13 protein-coding genes are annotated in these 16,813 nt (G+C 67.2%); 6 read left to right on the forward strand and 7 right to left on the reverse strand.

The window, feature by feature from the left end:
- Positions 1–20: 20 nt before the first annotated feature.
- From AAID08_RS25100 to coq7, 6 genes are all read right to left on the reverse strand, one after another.
- The gene (locus AAID08_RS25100) at positions 21–1,166 is read right to left on the reverse strand and encodes a glycosyltransferase family 4 protein (protein WP_054500667.1); all 1,146 of its coding nucleotides are present in this window, start codon (positions 1,164–1,166) and stop codon (positions 21–23) included.
- Positions 1,167–2,516, reverse strand: coding sequence for a murein biosynthesis integral membrane protein MurJ (gene murJ, locus AAID08_RS25105; protein ID WP_054500666.1), 1,350 nt, complete (start codon positions 2,514–2,516; stop codon positions 1,167–1,169).
- Between the two features lies 1 nt (position 2,517).
- Complete coding sequence (locus AAID08_RS25110; protein ID WP_054500665.1) at positions 2,518–3,543, reverse strand: SDR family oxidoreductase; 1,026 nt, start codon at positions 3,541–3,543, stop codon at positions 2,518–2,520.
- Between the two features lie 12 nt (positions 3,544–3,555).
- Positions 3,556–4,833 (reverse strand): Vi polysaccharide biosynthesis UDP-N-acetylglucosamine C-6 dehydrogenase TviB, encoded by a 1,278-nt coding sequence (gene tviB, locus AAID08_RS25115; RefSeq protein ID WP_116793789.1) that lies wholly within the window; start codon positions 4,831–4,833, stop codon positions 3,556–3,558.
- Positions 4,834–4,932: 99 nt separating this feature from the next.
- Entirely contained in the window at positions 4,933–6,036 is a 1,104-nt protein-coding gene (locus tag AAID08_RS25120; protein ID WP_054500664.1) for a glycosyltransferase, read from the reverse strand.
- An 859-nt stretch (positions 6,037–6,895) separates the two neighbouring features.
- A complete protein-coding gene (gene coq7, locus AAID08_RS25125; protein ID WP_395757045.1) occupies positions 6,896–7,573 on the reverse strand; it encodes a 2-polyprenyl-3-methyl-6-methoxy-1,4-benzoquinone monooxygenase in 678 nt (225 codons plus the stop codon).
- A gap of 114 nt (positions 7,574–7,687) precedes the next feature.
- Between coq7 and AAID08_RS25130 the strand changes: the two genes are divergently transcribed.
- From AAID08_RS25130 to AAID08_RS25145, 4 genes are all read left to right on the forward strand, one after another.
- Entirely contained in the window at positions 7,688–8,131 is a 444-nt protein-coding gene (locus AAID08_RS25130; RefSeq protein ID WP_395757046.1) for an OsmC family protein, read from the forward strand.
- A gap of 47 nt (positions 8,132–8,178) precedes the next feature.
- A complete protein-coding gene (locus AAID08_RS25135) occupies positions 8,179–9,150 on the forward strand; it encodes a thymidylate synthase (protein WP_395757047.1) in 972 nt (323 codons plus the stop codon).
- A gap of 398 nt (positions 9,151–9,548) precedes the next feature.
- Positions 9,549–11,612, forward strand: coding sequence for a bifunctional diguanylate cyclase/phosphodiesterase (locus AAID08_RS25140; protein WP_054500660.1), 2,064 nt, complete (start codon positions 9,549–9,551; stop codon positions 11,610–11,612).
- A 126-nt stretch (positions 11,613–11,738) separates the two neighbouring features.
- Positions 11,739–12,224 (forward strand): dihydrofolate reductase, encoded by a 486-nt coding sequence (locus tag AAID08_RS25145; protein WP_395757048.1) that lies wholly within the window; start codon positions 11,739–11,741, stop codon positions 12,222–12,224.
- A gap of 73 nt (positions 12,225–12,297) precedes the next feature.
- Here the strand turns inward: AAID08_RS25145 and AAID08_RS25150 are convergent, their stop codons facing one another.
- Positions 12,298–13,716, reverse strand: a complete 1,419-nt coding sequence (locus AAID08_RS25150; protein ID WP_049076217.1) for a PLP-dependent aminotransferase family protein — start codon at positions 13,714–13,716, stop codon at positions 12,298–12,300.
- 171 nt (positions 13,717–13,887) lie between these two features.
- Here AAID08_RS25150 and AAID08_RS25155 point away from each other — a divergent pair, with 171 nt between their 5' ends.
- A complete protein-coding gene (locus tag AAID08_RS25155) occupies positions 13,888–15,213 on the forward strand; it encodes an aspartate aminotransferase family protein (RefSeq protein ID WP_049076219.1) in 1,326 nt (441 codons plus the stop codon).
- A gap of 97 nt (positions 15,214–15,310) precedes the next feature.
- Entirely contained in the window at positions 15,311–16,807 is a 1,497-nt protein-coding gene (locus AAID08_RS25160; protein WP_049076221.1) for a CoA-acylating methylmalonate-semialdehyde dehydrogenase, read from the forward strand.
- Positions 16,808–16,813: the final 6 nt, after the last annotated feature.

Genomic DNA, 16,813 nt, shown 5'->3' on the forward strand with positions numbered 1-16,813 from the left:
GCAACGGTGTCGCGCGCGGCCTAGCGGGCCGATCCGCGCACACCGTCAAAAAGTTCTTTCCATTGGCCCAGCACCCGCTCGGCGGAGAAACGCTCGCGCACCGCCGTGGCCGCTTCGGCCATGCGCTGGCGCAAGGCCTCGTCGCCCATCACCGCATCCAGCTCGCGGCACAGCGCGTCGACGTCGCCATTGGGCCGCACCAGCACGCCGTCGACCCCTTCGCGCACGATCTCGCGTGGTCCGGTATCGCAATCGAACGCCACCGCGGCCAGGCCGCTCGCCATCGATTCCAGCAAGGTATTGGACAGCCCCTCGAAGCGCGACGTCAGCACGTACAGGTCGGCGCTCTGGTACCAATCGCCCACGTTGCCCGCGCGTCCCGGCAGGCTGACGCGCTCCTGCAAGCCGGCCTCGCGCACCTGCGCTTCCAGGGCGCGGCGCTCGTCGCCTTCGCCCAGGATAACCAGATCCCAGTCCGGATGCGACGGGGCCAGCCGGGCATAGGCGCGCAGCAACAGGTCAAAGCCCTTGTCGGCATGCAGCCGCCCCACCGCCAGCAGGCGCTTGCGGCCGTCGCCCGCAGGCGGCGTCAGCGCCGGTTCGCCCTTGGGCAATGGCCAATGCACCGGATTCGGAATCACCGCCAGCCGCGAGCCCGGCACGTGCTGTTCGATCCATTGCGCGGTGCCGCGCGTCAGGGCCACCACGCGCGCGGCGCGCGGATAGGTCAGGCGGCGCAGGCGTTGCCAGAAGCCCGACAGGGTCTGCGACGGCGGATGGGTGTGTTCGGTGGCGATGACGCGGCACGACAGGCCGGCGCACGCCAGCACGGACAGCACCGACGCCGTGGTCATCATGCCGAGCACGATGTCGGGCCGGAATGCCTTGATCACGCGCCGCAGCGCGCGCACGCGCTGCACATTGCTCCAGATGCCGCGCAGGCCGCCGCCCTCGCCCGCTGTGTGCAGCACCTCGCGCCGCACCTTCGGATGCAGCGTGTAGACGTCGCCGTCGGCGCTCGCCTGCGTCACCACCATGACCTCGCGGCCCATGCCGGCCCAATGCGCGCTCAGGTCGGCGGCGACCCGCTCGGCGCCCCCGCCATGCAACGAATGGATGAACAGCAGCACGCGCAACGGGCGGCCGGACTCGGGAGCGGCGGACATTCAGGCGGCCTCTTTGGGTTCGGCGCGGCGCAGGGCCACCACCAGATAGCAGGCATAGGACAGCACGTACATCAGGCTGGTGGCCAGCATGATGCCCGCGGCGCCCATCTTCGGCGCCAGCACCGTATTGAGCGCGGCTTTCAACGCGAAATTGCCGACCGCGATGGCGGCCATGATGCGATAGCGGTTCTGGCTGGCCAGCAACTGCACCAGGATCAGCACGCCGAAATAGAACGGCAACTGCAACAGGCCCCAGCGCAGCACATGCGCCACGGCCGCGGTATTCTCGGCGGTGAAGGCGCCGCGCTGGAACAGCACCGACACGCCCCAGGGCGCGAGCACCCAGCCGATCGCCACGGCGAGGCCGCCGGCCGCCACCATCAGCACCGACCATTTCAGCGCCATGCCGCGCGCGCGCGCCGTGTCGCCACGCGCCTGCACGTCGGCCAGCACCGGCAGCGCCGCGCGTCCGACCGACACCGCGCCGATCCCCAGCAGCAGCGACAGCAACCGGCTGGCGTAGCCCAGCGTGGCGTTGGCATTGGCGCCCAGGTTGGCCGCGGCATATTGATCCAGCGGACCGACGAAGCTCATGGCCACCTGCCCGATCAGCATCACACCGGCCGCGCTCATCAGTTCGGGCCAGTGCGGCGAACGCAGGGTCAGCCTGGGCGCGCCCCAGAAGCCGCCGTCGGCGCGCGCGGCCAGCCAGGCCAGCCAGGCGGTCTGGATCGCATAGCCCACCAGCGTGCCCCATAGCAGCGGCCCCACGCTTTCGGCGCTGGCCGCCAGCATCACCCACGCCAGGGTCGCCACCGCCGGCACGCTGTCCAGCAGCGTGTTGACGTGGCGCTCATGCGCGCGCAGGCGCGCCGCGCTGATACCCGCGATCAGCAATAATGCCGCCACGGGCGCGAAGGCCAGCAACAGTTCGCCCGTCATGTCGCGGACCCGGGCCGAGAGCCCCTGGCCCAGCGCGCCCACCACTTGCGGCCAGGCGAACCAGGTCAGCGCGGCCAGCGCGATGCCCGCGGCCGCCACCCAGCCCTGCAGCTCACGGATGAATTGCTCGCGTTCGGCGTCCTCGGCGCGGCGCAGCCGCACCAGCACCGGAATCAGCACCACCGACAGCACGCCCACGATCGTGACCGGCAGCCAGGTGGCCATCGTCATCGAGAACTGATAGGCGTCCACGGCGTCGCTGACGCCGTAGCGGTACGCCACCGCCATCTCCTTGATGGCGCCGGCGGCCTTGCCCAGCAGCAGGAACACCGCCACCCGGAACGCACCTTTGAAAATGCGTTGGTGGTCCGGGTGGATGCTGCCGAGTTTGCGGACGAGTGCTTTCAAATCAACGCAGGAATTGCGTGTACCAGGGCATCGCCACTTCCAGGCCCTGCAGCACGGTGTGCGTGGGCTGGTAGCCGAGCAGGCGGCCGGCCTTGCTGACGTCGGCCTGCGAGTGGCGCACGTCGCCCGCGCGGAAGTCGGCGTAGACGGGCTGCTTACCGTAAGTCACGCCCTGGTTGGCCAACGCCTGCACGAGGAATCCAAACAACTGGTTCAGGGTACTGCGACCGCTGACGGCCACGTTATAGACCTGATTACGGCCCTCGGCCGGCGCCATTGCGGCGAGGATGTTGGCCTGCACCGCGTTGTCGACGAAGCAGAAGTCGCGGCTGGTTTCACCGTCGCCGTTGATGGTGACGTCCTCGCCCTGGATCATCGCCGCCGTCCACTTGGGAATGACCGCCGCATACGCGCCGTTGGGATCCTGGCGCTTTCCGAACACGTTGAAGTAGCGCAGGCCCACGGTCTCAAAGCCGTAGGAACGCGCGAACACATCGGCGTACAGTTCATTGACGAACTTGGTGACGGCGTAGGGAGACAGCGGTTTGCCGATATTCTCCTCGACCTTTGGCAGGGCCGGATGGTCGCCATAGGTCGAGCTGGAGGCCGCATACACGAACGATTTCACGCCGGCATCACGGGCCGCCACCAGCATGTTCAAGAAACCACCGATATTCACGTCGTTGGTGGTAATCGGGTCCTTGAGTGAACGCGGCACCGAACCCAGCGCCGCCTGATGCAGCACGAAGTCCACGCCTTGCACCGCGCGACGGCACGCATCCAGGTCGCGGATGTCGCCTTCGATGAAGGTCAGGCGCGCCCATTGTTCAGGCGTGACTGAGGCCTTCACTTCATCCAGGTTGTGCTGGTGTCCGGTGGCAAAGTTGTCCAGACCGGTGACAGTCTGGTCCAGCTTCAGCAGGGCTTCCAGCAGGTTGGAGCCAATGAAGCCAGCGCAGCCTGTCACCAGCCATTTGCGCGGCACTGCGGCCAGTTCCTGGGTGACGGTCTCGAAGCGTGTGGTCATGCAACGTCCTCCTTACAGGCGCAAATCGGATTCGGCAGGCGACAACACGTACTTCAGGTCATAAAGAATGTGTTCCGGCTTGCCCAGCTTGCGGATGCCGGCGGCACCCAAGTCTGCAAATTGGTGATGTGCGACACCCAGGATCACGGCGTCGTACTTGCCTTCTTCGAGTTTGGCGACCGGCGTGATGCCGTATTCGTGCACGGCTTCTTCCGCGTCGACCCACGGGTCGTACACGTCCACCTCCACGTTGTAGTCGCCCAACTCCTTGACGATATCGACGATGCGGGTGTTGCGCAGGTCCGGGCAGTTTTCCTTGAAGGCCAGACCCATCACCAGCACACGCGCGCCCTGCACGTGGATGCGGCGCTTGGTCATGGCCTTGACCAGTTGCGACACCACGTAGCTGCCCATCGAGTCGTTCAGGCGGCGACCCGCCAGGATGATCTCGGGGTGGTAGCCGATCGACTGCGCCTTGTGCGTCAGGTAGTACGGATCCACGCCGATGCAGTGGCCGCCCACCAGGCCCGGACGGAACGGCAGGAAGTTCCACTTCGTACCGGCCGCTTGCAGCACGGCCTCGGTGTCGATGCCCATCTTGTTGAAGATCAGCGCCAGCTCGTTGATCAGCGCGATGTTGACGTCGCGCTGGGTGTTCTCGATCACCTTGGCAGCCTCGGCCACACGGATGCTGGACGCCTTGTGGGTGCCAGCGGTAATGATCTGCTTGTAGAGCTGGTCCACCAGCTCTGCCACTTCCGGCGTCGATCCCGACGTGACTTTTTTGATGGTGCTGACGCGGTGTGCCTTGTCGCCCGGGTTGATGCGTTCGGGGCTGTAGCCGGCATAGAAGTCGACGTTGAACTTCAGGCCCGACACACGCTCGAGGACGGGCACGCAGTCTTCCTCGGTAGCGCCGGGGTAGACGGTCGATTCGTAGATGACGATGTCGCCGCGCTTGAGCACCGCGCCGATGGTTTCGCTGGCCTTGACCAGCGGGGTCAGGTCGGGCTGCTTGTACTCGTCGATCGGCGTGGGCACGGTAACGATGAACACATTGGCCTGCCCCAGTTCGGCGCGGTCGGCGGTATAGGTCAGTTGCTTGGCTTCGGCCAGTTCGGCGTCGCTGACTTCCAGCGTGTGGTCATGCCCGGCCTTCAGGGCGTCGATCCGGCGCGTGTTGATATCGAAACCGATGACAGAGCGCTTCTTGCCGAATTCCACCGCCAGCGGCAGACCGACATAGCCGAGGCCGACGACCGCGAGCTTCACATCCTGAATACGCAACATAACTCTCCCTTCGCCGTAAAACGATTACGGCATTCTAAATAATATGGTCGGGTGACGAATGACAGGGTCCCCGACGGTGGTCGCCGGGGCACCCAATATTTAATCGGCTCGCAGGACGGAGGGCAACAGCAACCACCCCGGACGGCGCCACGACACCAGTCGCGCATACAGCCAGATATAGACGCTGGCGAACACCACCAGGCTGGCGCTGAGCGCCCAGGCGTTGTCCCACCAGATGGTGGCGGGCACCAGGCCAATCAGGGCCAGCACCCACATGTAGGGCGAGGCCAACGCATTGCACAGCGCCGGCACCGCATGGCGGCGGCCGCGGCTGAAGGTCACGCGCACCAGGCGGCGGAACACCAGTTGATGCAGGTGCAAGGCATCCGGTTGGTCCACCGGCACGCCGCGCTTGAAGCGGCGGCGCCAGATGGAAAAGCCGGTTTCGAATACGGGGTAGAACAACACCGCCAGCGCGTAGAACGGCGACACCGAAGGGTTGCGCACCACCAGCAGCACGGCCAGCTCGGCCAGCATGAAACCCAGGAAGTACGCGCCGCCATCGCCCAGGAAGACGCGGCCGAACGGGAAGTTCCAGACCAGGAATCCCAGCGTGGCCGAAGCCAGCGCCGCGGCAATCAGGAAGATCGGCACATCGCCAACCTGCAGCGCGACCAGGCTGATGGACACCGCCATCAGCGTCGCGACCATGCCGGCCAGGCCGTTCATGCCGTCGACGATGTTCAGGGCGTGGGTACAGCCGCCCACCGCGAACATGGTGAACACCAGGGAAACAGGCCAGTACGAGAGGACATAATCCACCGGGGCCATGCCGACGCGGCTGACGCCACCCAGCAGCCACCACGCGATCGCAGCGGACAGGAAAGCCGCGAGCAGACGCTTGCTGGCGCCGATGTCCTTGGTGATGTCTTCGAGCAGGCCCGCCACGAACACGGGCAGCGCCGACACGAACAGGGCCGGCCACAACCAGGTCAGGGTCATGTTGTCGGGCCCGAGCACCAGCAGGCCCAGGAGCGTGCCGGCCAGCACGGCCAGGCCGCCGACGCGGGGCGTGGCGCGCGAATGATTCGCTTGCGGCTTGTTGAGATCGCTGTCGCCGGTGAAGGCGCCATGCCAGCGCTCCGACGCCACGATGAGTCCCCCCACCATGAACGCGACCACGCATATGTACAGCCAGGTCACAGGGTCACCTCTGGTTGGTCTATCGAGACAGGCCGGCCATTATCAATGGCAGGTGTAACGCCCATATATGGGAGGGATAAGGAAGTGCAAATCACCGGGACAGAACGTAACGTCCGCAACCCCGACCCGGATACGTGCGGGCATCCCCGGTTCGCGGGAGATGCGGCAACGCGGCGGGCAGCGCGCGGAAATACGGATTTCATGCAGTAATTGTAGAGCTTTCCGCCTCCGCACACGCGAAATATCCAAGGGAAAACGCGGAGGGCGCCCAGGCATGATCGCGGCGCTTGCGCCTCGACTCGTCCGATGCGGATGGTCGGCAGCGGGCTTAAATGGGGACGCATTAACTCGGCTTAAAAAAAAGCCCGAGATCGTGAGATCTCGGGCTAAATCCACCAAAGGAGGAGGGTGGAGGAGACAACCGTGGCATGTTGGGAGCGGCTTTCACTCGCTGCGCTGTCGGGGTTCATTTTGCTTGGGTCTTGCTTTTGAACCGCGCCGACTGCGTTTCAACATCCGATGAGATGCATAGTATCGGGTTTTTTTGTGCGATGCAAGAATTTTTTTGAGCTCTGCGCACTGCACCATTTCACGTTGCATTTTTGCCGCAAACTCCTCGGCCGTCGCCCGCAAAGCCGCATACAGCAATGACCTCCAAAAACGGAGGGTTATTGCCGAAGGGGTAAACCCCGTACGGACTTACCCTAGCTGATTCCGGGTATTCCCGGCCTATGCCTTGCACCGGAAAGGTGCATACGGCACCAATATGCTGCAATTATTGCGCATCGCAACATTTTCATGCCCCATGGGCAGGCATGCGGGCGCTGGCGGCGTCCGCCCCGGATGCCGGGCATCGCGGTCAGACCCAATAGGCGGTCGTCGTCATGACCTTGGACATTGCCCGCATCGCGGCCTTGACCGGACCGGGCAGCGGCACGCCGCCCGCCGCCTCGGCACTGGCGCGGTGCTGGGCCTCGTCATCCTTCATCTTCTGCACGATCTGGCGCGAGCGGGCGTCCTGCTCCGGCAGGGTGCGCAGGTGCCCTTCCAGATGCGCCTCGACCTGCTTTTCGGTTTCGGCCATGAAGCCCAGGTTGCGCGGCGCGCCCGCATAGCCGGCCAGCAGCCCCAGCGCGAACGAGCCTGCGTACCAGACCGGATTGAGCAGGCTGGGACGGCTGCCCAGCTCCATCAGGCGCTGGTTGCACCAGACCAGATGATCGACTTCCTCGCCGGCGGCTTCGAGCAGCAAGGCGCGCGGGCCGGGTTCACGGCACACCGCCGCCTGCCCGCGGTACAGCGCCTGGGCGCAGACTTCGCCCACGTGGTTGACCCGCATCAGCCCGGCCGCGTGGCGCTTTTCCTGCGCCGACAGGGTGTCCGGCGCCTCCTCGGCCGTGGCCGGATTGGCGCGGCCGGCGCTGGCGCTGCCGGACAGCACGCGCAGCGCCCGGTCGGCTTCCGCCAACAGCGCATCCAGCGGATTGGAACGACGCAGGAAGGCGGCGGGACCGGATTGGGGCAAGGTGGGGGACATGGACGGCTCCTGAATTTGCCGCACACCCCTGATGCGGGGCGGGGCTCTCATGCGGAATTGTACGCAACGGGTATCATCAGCCATTGACTGCGCTCAAGCACAAGGACCTGACAAATGGAATGCACGATCGACTGGGGCGGCCCCAACGGCATGCTCTTCACCGCCAGCACCGGCAGCGGCCACGTGGCCGTGATGGACGGCGCGGTGGACGGCGGCGGCCACAACCTGGCGCCCCGCCCCATGGAAATGCTGCTGGCCGGCACCGGCGGCTGCACCGCCTATGACGTCGTGCTGATCCTCAAGCGCGGCCGCCATGCCGTAACCGGCTGTAGCGTCAAGCTGCAGGCCGACCGCGCCGACGTCGACCCCAAGGTGTTCACGCGCATCCACTTCGCCTTCACCGTCACTGGCCGCAACCTGCCGCGCGCGGCGGTCGAGCGCGCCGTGCAGTTGTCGCACGAGAAATACTGCTCGGCCTCGGCCATGCTCGAAAAGACCGCCGAACTGACCTTCTCGGTGGAGATCGTCGATATCCAGGAAGCCCCCGCGGCGGCCTGACGCGGCCCGTTGCCGACGCCACCTCAGCCTTTTCAGATTCTGTACCCATGAAACAATACCTGGACCTCGTTCAAGCCATCCTGGACACCGGCGCGTGGCAGGAAAATCGGACGGGCATACGCACGCTGAGCATGCCGGGCGCCTCGCTGCGCTTCGACCTGCAGCAGGGCTTTCCGGCCGTGACCACCAAGAAGCTGGCCTTCAAGTCCGCCATCGGCGAGATGGTCGGCTTCCTGCGGGGCGCGCGCAGCGCGGCGCAATTCCGCGAACTGGGTTGCAAGGTCTGGGACCAGAACGCCAACGAAAACGCGCAATGGCTGGCCAATCCGTACCGCGAGGGCCCGGACGACCTGGGCCCGGTCTACGGCGTGCAGTGGCGCCAGTGGCCGGCGTACAAGGTGCTGGACGCGGACCGCGCCGGCCAGGTCGATGACGCCCTGGCGCGCGGCTACACCAAGGTGGCCGACCTGCAGGACGGCGGCGTATCCAGGGTGCTGCTCTATAAAGCGGTGGACCAGTTGCGCCAGTGCCTGGATACCATCCACGAGCGTCCGGGCGACCGCCGCATCCTGTTCCACGGCTGGAACTGGGCGCAGATCGAGGAAATGGCGTTGCCGCCCTGCCACCTGCTCTATCAGTTCCTGCCTAACGCGACCACCCGCGAAATCTCGCTGTGCCTGTACATCCGTTCCAACGATGTCGGGCTGGGCACGCCGTTCAACCTGACCGAGGGCGCGGCGCTGCTGCACCTGGTGGGCCGGCTCACCGGTTACACGCCCCGCTGGTTCACCTATTTCATCGGCGACGCGCATATCTACGAGAACCATCTGCCGATGCTGCGCGAGCAACTGACCCGCACGCCGCACGAAGCGCCGCGGCTGGTGCTGTCCGACCGCATCCCCGATTTCGCCCAGACGGGCCGCTACGAGCCGGAATGGCTCGAAAAGGTCGAGCCGGGCGATTTTTCGCTGCAGGGCTACACCCACCACGCTCCACTGACGGCGCCCATGGCGGTCTGAGAGCGGCGAACGGCATTCGCACACCGACCAAAGGCTGGGCGCGCAGGCGCCGGGCGCGCCCTCTCGCGCAGGTGAAGATTGGTGAGCTTCTGGAGGCGCGTTTTCGGTATAACCCATCCCTTAGCCTCGGACGCGCGGCAAGCAAGCCCTGCGCGTCTTGGTTTCTGAACGGCCCATGTCGCGCCGTGCCTGCCACTCGCCGCGTAGCCGGGCAAGCCGCCCGGCCTCGCCGACCGCCTGCAGTGCAGCGCCGCACCCCCCATCCAGACTAGTGAGTACGTAAATCGCCAGCGTCGACAGCAGGATCCTCTTGCGGCTCGTTTGCAACTGTTGACTACTAATTGATTTGAATTGAGGCCGGCGCGGCGGCTGTATGCGCTTAGGACAGGACCCCAAAAATGCTCGTTGGAACATATAACCCTTCGCTCGTCCTCGTATCCCTAGGGGTCGCCATCCTGGCGTCATACACGGCGCTGGGCATGGCCAACCGCGTCCGGGCCGCGAACGGACTGCCGGCGGCGCGTTACTGGCTGGCGGGCGGCGCGCTCGCCATGGGCATCGGCATCTGGTCCATGCACTTCGTCGGCATGTTGGCGTTCAACCTGCCGATCCCGATGGGCTACGACCTGCCGCTGACGCTCCTGTCGCTGGCGATCGCCATCGGCTGCTCCGCCTTCGCGCTATGGATCGTCTGCAAGGACGACCTGCCCTGGCGCCGGCTGATCGTGGGCGCCCTGCTGATGGGCGCCGGCATCGCCGCCATGCACTATATCGGCATGGCCGCCATGCGCATGATGCCGGGCATCGTCTACGACCCTGCCTGGTTCGCGCTGTCCATCGCCATCGCGGTAGCCGCGTCGGGCGCCGCCCTCTGGATCACCTACCGCCTGCGCCATGACGGCCCGCGGGTGGCGCTGTCGCGGCCATTGGCGGCGGTGGTCATGGGGCTGGCGATCGTCGGCATGCACTACACGGGCATGAAGGCCGCCGGCTTTCCGGCCGACAGCATCTGCATGGCGGCGAACACCGGCATCTCGGCCGGCTGGCTGGCCATCGCGGTCACCGCCGTGACCTTGAGCGTGCTCGCCATCGCCCTGGTGGTGGCGGTGCTGGACAACCGCCTGGAAGCCCGCACCTCGGCGCTGGCCTCGTCGCTGGCCGAGGCCAACGAAGAACTGGTGCAACTGGCGCTGCACGATACCCTGACCAAGCTGCCCAACCGCATCCTGCTGGAGGACCGCCTGGAACAAGCGATCGAGAGCGCCAGCCGCCGCAAGGGCTACTTCGCGGTGCTGTTCTTCGACCTGGACGGTTTCAAGGCGGTCAATGACGCCTACGGCCACCACACCGGCGACGCCCTGCTGATCGACCTGGCCCAGCGCATCCGCCAGACGCTGCGCACCCACGACACCGTGGCGCGGCTCGGTGGCGACGAATTCATCGTGCTCAGCGAAGTGGTGGAACCAACCGACGCCGCCAACGTCGCGGACCGCCTGATCGAGGCGATCGCCCGCCCTGTCATGGTGTACGGCCACGAAGTGCTGGTGACCTCCAGCGTCGGCATCGCCATCTACCCCAACGACGGCGAGGACACCCATGCCCTGCTGACCAACGCCGACGCGGCGATGTACCACGCCAAGCGCCTGGGCGGCACCGGCTACAGCTTCTTCGAGCCGTCGATGAACGCCGACGCGCACGAGCAGATCGAACTGCTGCACGACCTGCGCCTGGCGCAGGAACGGGGCCAGTTCGTGCTGCACTACCAACCCAAGTACGAGGCGCCCGCCGGGCCTATCATGGGCGCCGAGGCGCTGCTGCGCTGGAACCACCCGACCCGCGGCCTGGTGGGTCCCGACCAGTTCATTCCGACGGCGGAAAAAACCGGGCTGATCCTGTCGATCGGCGAATGGGTCATCAACGAAGCCTGCCGCCAGATGCGCCAGTGGATCGATGCCGGCCAGGGCCACTGGACCATCGCCGTCAACATCTCGGCGCTGCAGTTCGCCCATTCCGGCCTGGTCGAGACCGTGCGCACCGCGCTGGCGCGGCACGACGTGCCGCCCTCCTGCCTGACGCTGGAAGTGACCGAATCGACCGCGATGCGCGACGCCGAGGCCAGCCTGACGGTGCTCAAGCGCCTGTCCGGCCTGGGCGTGACCATCTCGATCGACGATTTCGGCACCGGCTACTCCAGCCTGCTGTACCTGAAGCGCCTGCCCGCCACCGAACTGAAGATCGACCGCGGCTTCGTCAACCAGTTGGACAACGACAATGAGGACGCCGCCATCATCTCGGCGATCGTCGCGCTGGGGCAACAACTGAACCTGCGCATCGTGGCCGAAGGCGTGGAAACCACCGCGCAGCAGAAATTCCTGACGGGCCTGGGCTGCGATTCGCTGCAGGGCTTCCTGCTGGGCAAGCCGATGCCCGCCGACGAATTCCTGGAACACGCCTCAAGCTGAGCCGACGCGGACGCCCCGCTGCGACGCGGCGGATCTACCCGCCGCCCGCCCCTGCCGGCCAGATTTGCTACGCTTGGGGTCTTCCCGCCGGCCACGCCGGCTCCCCTTCCGAGCGCCCGCCCCCGCATGTCCGCCCGCCTGACCCTGATCGTCGCCTATTCCACCAACCGCGCCATCGGCCGCGACAATGCCCTGCCCTGGAAACTGCCGGGCGACCTGGCGCACTTCAAGCGCAGCACCCTGGGCCATCCCATCATCATGGGCCGCAAGACCTGGGACTCGCTGGGCCGCCCCCTGCCCGGCCGCGCCAACATCGTCATCAGCCGCAACCCCGTCTTCGAGGCCGCGGGCGCCACCGTGGTGTCGACGCTGGAGGCCGCCGTCGCCGCCTGCGGCGACAGCGCAGAGGCTTTCGTCATCGGCGGCGCGCAGATCTACACGCAGGCCCTGCCGCAGGCCAGCCGCATCCTGGCCACCGAAGTCCATGCCGAAGTCGAGGGCGACGCCTTTTTCCCGCTGCTGCCCGGCTTCCAGTGGCGCGAAACCGCGCGCCAGGCGCAGCCCGAGGAAAACGGCTACCGCTACGATTTCGTGACGTACGAACGCGCCTGAACCCCGCCCTGGGGATGACCGCGGCCGGGGTCGCCGCCGCGCCCGGCGGCATCGCAACGCCCGGCCGCAATGGCTACGCCGCGCCCTCGTTGCGCATGAAGCGCCACAGCGCCGGCGCTTCCGAATACGCCACGTTGAAGCGCACCCACGGCGTATCGGCCTCGTCGGCCTCGAAATACGACCCCGGCGCCAGCCAGATGCCGTCCTTCAGCGCCAGCCCCGCCAGGCCGTTGGCGCCGCGCTCGCGCCATTGCCCGGCCACCTTGGCCCACAGGAACAGGCCCGCCTGGGGCCGCGCGTAGATCTCGAAACCATGCTGCGCCATCAACCCGGCCACCGTCGCGTGCGCCTGGGCCAGCCGTTCGCGGGTGCGCTCGATGTGCGCCCGGTAGCGGCCCTCGCGGATGACCTGGTGCACGATGCGCTCCATGATCTCCGGCGAGGTCAGCCCCACCGCCATCTTGGTGCGCGCGATATCGCGCGCCAGGTCGCGGTGCGCCACCACGTAACCGACCCGCACCGACGGGCTGATGACCTTGGAATAGCCGCCCAGGTAGACCACCCGGCGGCCGCCATCGAGCGCCGCCAGCATGGGCGTGACGCCGGGCGCCAGTTCGCGGGAAATGTCGTCCTCGACCACCCACAGCCCGTGGCGCTCGGCCAGTTGCAGGATGCGGAAGGCGTTGGCCATGCTGATGCTGGCGCCGGACGGGTTCTGCAGGGCGGTGTTGACGAACAGCGCGCGCGGCCGGTGCTGCGACGCGGCCTGCTCCAGCGCCTCGCAATCCAGGCCATCCAGCGTGCGCGCCACCGGCACCACCCGCAGCCCGGCCAACCGCAGCATCTGCAACAGGTTGGCGTAGGCCGGCTGCTCGACCAGCACGGTGTCACCCGGCCGCAGCAGCGTGCGGATCACCATGTCGAGTCCGTGCGTCACGCCCTGGGTCAGCAGCACCTGCGACACTTCCACCTCCATGCCCTGCGCGCTGAGCGTGGCGGCGATGGTCTCGCGCAGCGGCGCGTAGCCATAGGGATGGCCGTAGTTGGCGATGCGCATGGCCGGCACCCGGCCCATGTGGCGCAGCGCCATGTGCAGCCCCTCTTCATTGAGCCACTCGCCCGGCAGCCAGCCGCAGCCCGACTTGATGGGAATGGAGTGGTCCGCGAAGATGTCCGACAGCAGCCAGGCCGCGTTCAGCCGCGGCGGCTCCCAGGACTGCGGCTCGCCCCGGCGCGGCGGCGCGTCGGGCGAGGCCACGCGATAGCCGGCGCCGGGGCGCGCCGCCAGCCAGCCCAGTGATACCAGGCGGTTATAGGCGCTGGCCACGGTGAAGGTGCTGACCTGGTACTGGCGCGCGAAGTCGCGCACCGAGGGTAGGGACATACCCGGACGCAGCTCCTGCGCCTCGATGGCGCGCAGCACGGCGGCCACGAGCTGGTCCACCAGGGTTGGCGCCTGCCCCCGGGCACGCACGGGCTGGAAGTCGATCACGGCGCTACGCTATCTGTACAGTTGTCATGCTTGCAACTATACAGTTAGCCCGGTTTGCGCGGATTGTATATTTTCATTCCTCGCCGGACGTACCAGAATCAATCGCATCCCGCCGGCCGCCCGCCCGACACGCGCGCAGGCTCCGGCGCCTGTCCTTCCCCTGGAGCCGCCATGAACGCCCCCGCCGAGTTGCCCGACCTGTCCCATCTGTGGATGCCCTTCACCGCCAACAAGCAGTTCAAGGCGCATCCGCGCATGCTGGCGGCGGCCAAGGGCATGTACTACACCTCGGCCGATGGCCGCCAGGTGCTGGATGGCACCGCCGGCCTGTGGTGCGTGAACGCCGGCCACGGCCGCCAGGAGATCGTCGAGGCGATCTCGCGCCAGGCCGGCATCATGGACTACGCCCCGGGCTTCCAGCTCGGCCACCCGCTGGCCTTCGAGGCCGCCACGGCCGTCGCCAGCTTCATGCCGCAGGGCCTGGACCGCGTGTTCTTCACCAACTCCGGTTCCGAATCGGTCGACACCGCCCTGAAGATCGCCCTGGCCTACCACCGCGCCCGCGGCGAAGGCCAGCGCACCCGCCTGATCGGCCGCGAGCGCGGCTACCACGGCGTGGGCTTCGGCGGCATTTCGGTCGGCGGCATCTCGCCCAACCGCAAGACCTTCTCCGGTGCGCTGCTGCCCGCCGTGGACCACCTGCCCCACACCCACAACCTGGAGCAGAACGCCTATTCCAAGGGCCAGCCGGCCTGGGGCGCGCACCTGGCCGAGGACCTGGAGCGCATCATCGCGCTGCACGACGCCTCGACCATTGCCGCGGTCATCGTCGAACCCATGGCCGGCTCCACCGGCGTGCTGATCCCGCCCAAGGGCTACCTGGAAAAGCTGCGCGAGATCACGTCCAAGCACGGCATCCTGCTGATCTTCGACGAAGTCATCACCGCCTACGGCCGCCTCGGCGCGGCCACCGCCTCGGAATTCTTCGGCGTGACGCCGGACCTGATCGCGATGGCCAAGGGCGTCAGCAACGCCGCCGTGCCGGCAGGCGCGGTCGCGGTGCGCCGCGAGGTGCATGACGCCATCGTCAACGGCCCGGCCGGCGGCATCGAGTTCTTCCACGGCTACACCTATTCGGCCCACCCGCTGGCGGCCGCCGCCATCCTGGCGACGCTGGACATCTACCGCCGCGAGGACCTGTTCGCCCGCGCCCGCAAGCTGTCCGGCGCCTTCGAGCAGGCGGCCCACAGCCTGAAGGGCGCGCCGCACGTCATCGACGTGCGCAACCTGGGCCTGGTGGCCGGCGTCGAGCTGGCGCCGCGCGCCGGCGCGCCGGGCGCGCGCGCCGCCGAGGTGTTCCAGAAGTGCTTCGACAGCGGACTGATGGTGCGTTACACCGGCGACATCATCGCCGTCTCGCCCCCGCTGATCATCGACGAGGCCCAGATCGGCCAGATCTTCGAGCAGATCGGCAAGGTGCTCAAGGAAGTCGCGTAGTCCCCGGCGCGGCGCAGGCGCCGCGCCTCGCACACAATGGCGGGCGGCCCCGGGCCGCCCTCCGGCGTTTTCAAAGAACCCCGCTCCGAGCTTTCCCATGAAGAAGAACCTCTCCCACTACATCAACGGCCAGCCCTACGATGGCCGCAGCAACCGCTACGCCGACGGTTTCAATCCGGCCACGGGCGAGATCATCACGTCCGTGCCCCTGGCCTCCACCGACGAAGTGGCGCTGGCCGTGGCCGCCGCCAAGGCCGCCTTTCCGGCCTGGTCCGAAACCCCGGCGCTCAAGCGCGCCCGCGTGCTGTTCAACTTCAAGGCGCTGCTGGACAAGCACCAGGACGAACTGGCCGAACTGATCACGCGCGAGCACGGCAAGGTGTTCTCGGACGCCAAGGGCGAAGTGATGCGCGGCATCGAAGTGGTCGAATTCGCCTGCGGCATTCCGCAACTGTTCAAGGGCCAGTATTCCGACCAGATCGGCGGCGGCATCGACAACTGGAGCATGCGCCAGGCGCTGGGCGTGGTGGCCGGCATCACGCCGTTCAACTTCCCGATGATGGTGCCCTGCTGGATGTTCCCGGTGGCCATCGCCTGCGGCAACACCTTCGTGCTCAAGCCGTCCGAACGCGATCCCTCGGCCTCGCTGCGCCTGGCCGAGCTGCTGACCGAAGCCGGCCTGCCGCCGGGCGTGTTCAACGTGGTGCACGGCGACAAGCAGGCCGTGGACGCGCTGATCGCGCACCCCGACGTCGAGGCCCTGTCCTTCGTCGGCTCGACCCCGATCGCCGAATACATCTACGCCGAAGGCACGCGCCGCGGCAAGCGCGTGCAGGCCCTGGGCGGCGCCAAGAACCACCTGGTGGTGATGCCGGACGCCGATCTGGACCAGGTCACCGATGCGCTGATGGGCGCGGCCTACGGCTCGGCCGGCGAGCGCTGCATGGCGATCTCGGTGGCCGTGGCGGTAGGCGACGTGGCCGACAAAGTCATCGAACGCCTGATCCCGCGCGTCAAGGCGCTGGTGGTCAAGGATGGCATGCAGGGCGACGCCGAAATGGGCCCCCTGGTCACGGCGCAGCACCGCAACAAGGTCATCGGCTACATCGAGGACGGCGTCGCCGCCGGCGCCGAGCTGGTGGTCGACGGCCGCGGCCTGAAGGTGCCGGGCGCCGAAAAGGGCTTCTTCCTGGGCGGCACGCTGTTCGACAAGGTCAAGCCCGCGATGAACATCTACCGCGAAGAGATCTTCGGGCCGGTGCTGTGCGTGGTGCGCGTGCCCGACTTCGCCGCCGCGGTCGAGCTGATCAACGCCCATGAATTCGGCAACGGCGTGGCCTGCTTCACGTCCGACGGCGGCGTGGCGCGCGCCTTCGCCCGCCAGATCAAGGTGGGCATGGTCGGCATCAACGTGCCGATCCCGGTGCCGATGGCCTGGCACTCGTTCGGCGGCTGGAAGCGCTCGCTGTTCGGCGACCACCACGCCTACGGCGAGGAAGGCATCCGCTTCTACTCGCGCTACAAGAGCGTGATGCAGCGCTGGCCGGACAGCATCGCCAAGGGCGCGGAATTCACCATGCCCGTGGCCAAGTAATCCTGC

This window comes from Achromobacter sp. EB05, assembly GCF_044232075.1.
Taxonomy (GTDB): Bacteria; Pseudomonadota; Gammaproteobacteria; order Burkholderiales; family Burkholderiaceae_B; genus Achromobacter; species Achromobacter dolens.

Bases quoted from the DNA above. Each gene is read 5' to 3' on its own strand.
- coq7 (WP_395757045.1), bottom strand. From the start codon at position 7,573: ATGTCCCCCACCTTGCCCCAATCCGGTCCCGCCGCCTTCCTGCGTCGT.
- AAID08_RS25140 (WP_054500660.1), top strand. From the start codon at position 9,549: ATGCTCGTTGGAACATATAACCCTTCGCTCGTCCTCGTATCCCTAGGG.
- AAID08_RS25100 (WP_054500667.1), bottom strand. From the start codon at position 1,166: ATGTCCGCCGCTCCCGAGTCCGGCCGCCCGTTGCGCGTGCTGCTGTTC.
- AAID08_RS25145 (WP_395757048.1), top strand. From the start codon at position 11,739: ATGTCCGCCCGCCTGACCCTGATCGTCGCCTATTCCACCAACCGCGCC.
- tviB (WP_116793789.1), bottom strand. From the start codon at position 4,833: ATGTTGCGTATTCAGGATGTGAAGCTCGCGGTCGTCGGCCTCGGCTAT.
- AAID08_RS25110 (WP_054500665.1), bottom strand. From the start codon at position 3,543: ATGACCACACGCTTCGAGACCGTCACCCAGGAACTGGCCGCAGTGCCG.
- AAID08_RS25130 (WP_395757046.1), top strand. From the start codon at position 7,688: ATGGAATGCACGATCGACTGGGGCGGCCCCAACGGCATGCTCTTCACC.
- AAID08_RS25155 (WP_049076219.1), top strand. From the start codon at position 13,888: ATGAACGCCCCCGCCGAGTTGCCCGACCTGTCCCATCTGTGGATGCCC.
- AAID08_RS25135 (WP_395757047.1), top strand. From the start codon at position 8,179: ATGAAACAATACCTGGACCTCGTTCAAGCCATCCTGGACACCGGCGCG.
- AAID08_RS25160 (WP_049076221.1), top strand. From the start codon at position 15,311: ATGAAGAAGAACCTCTCCCACTACATCAACGGCCAGCCCTACGATGGC.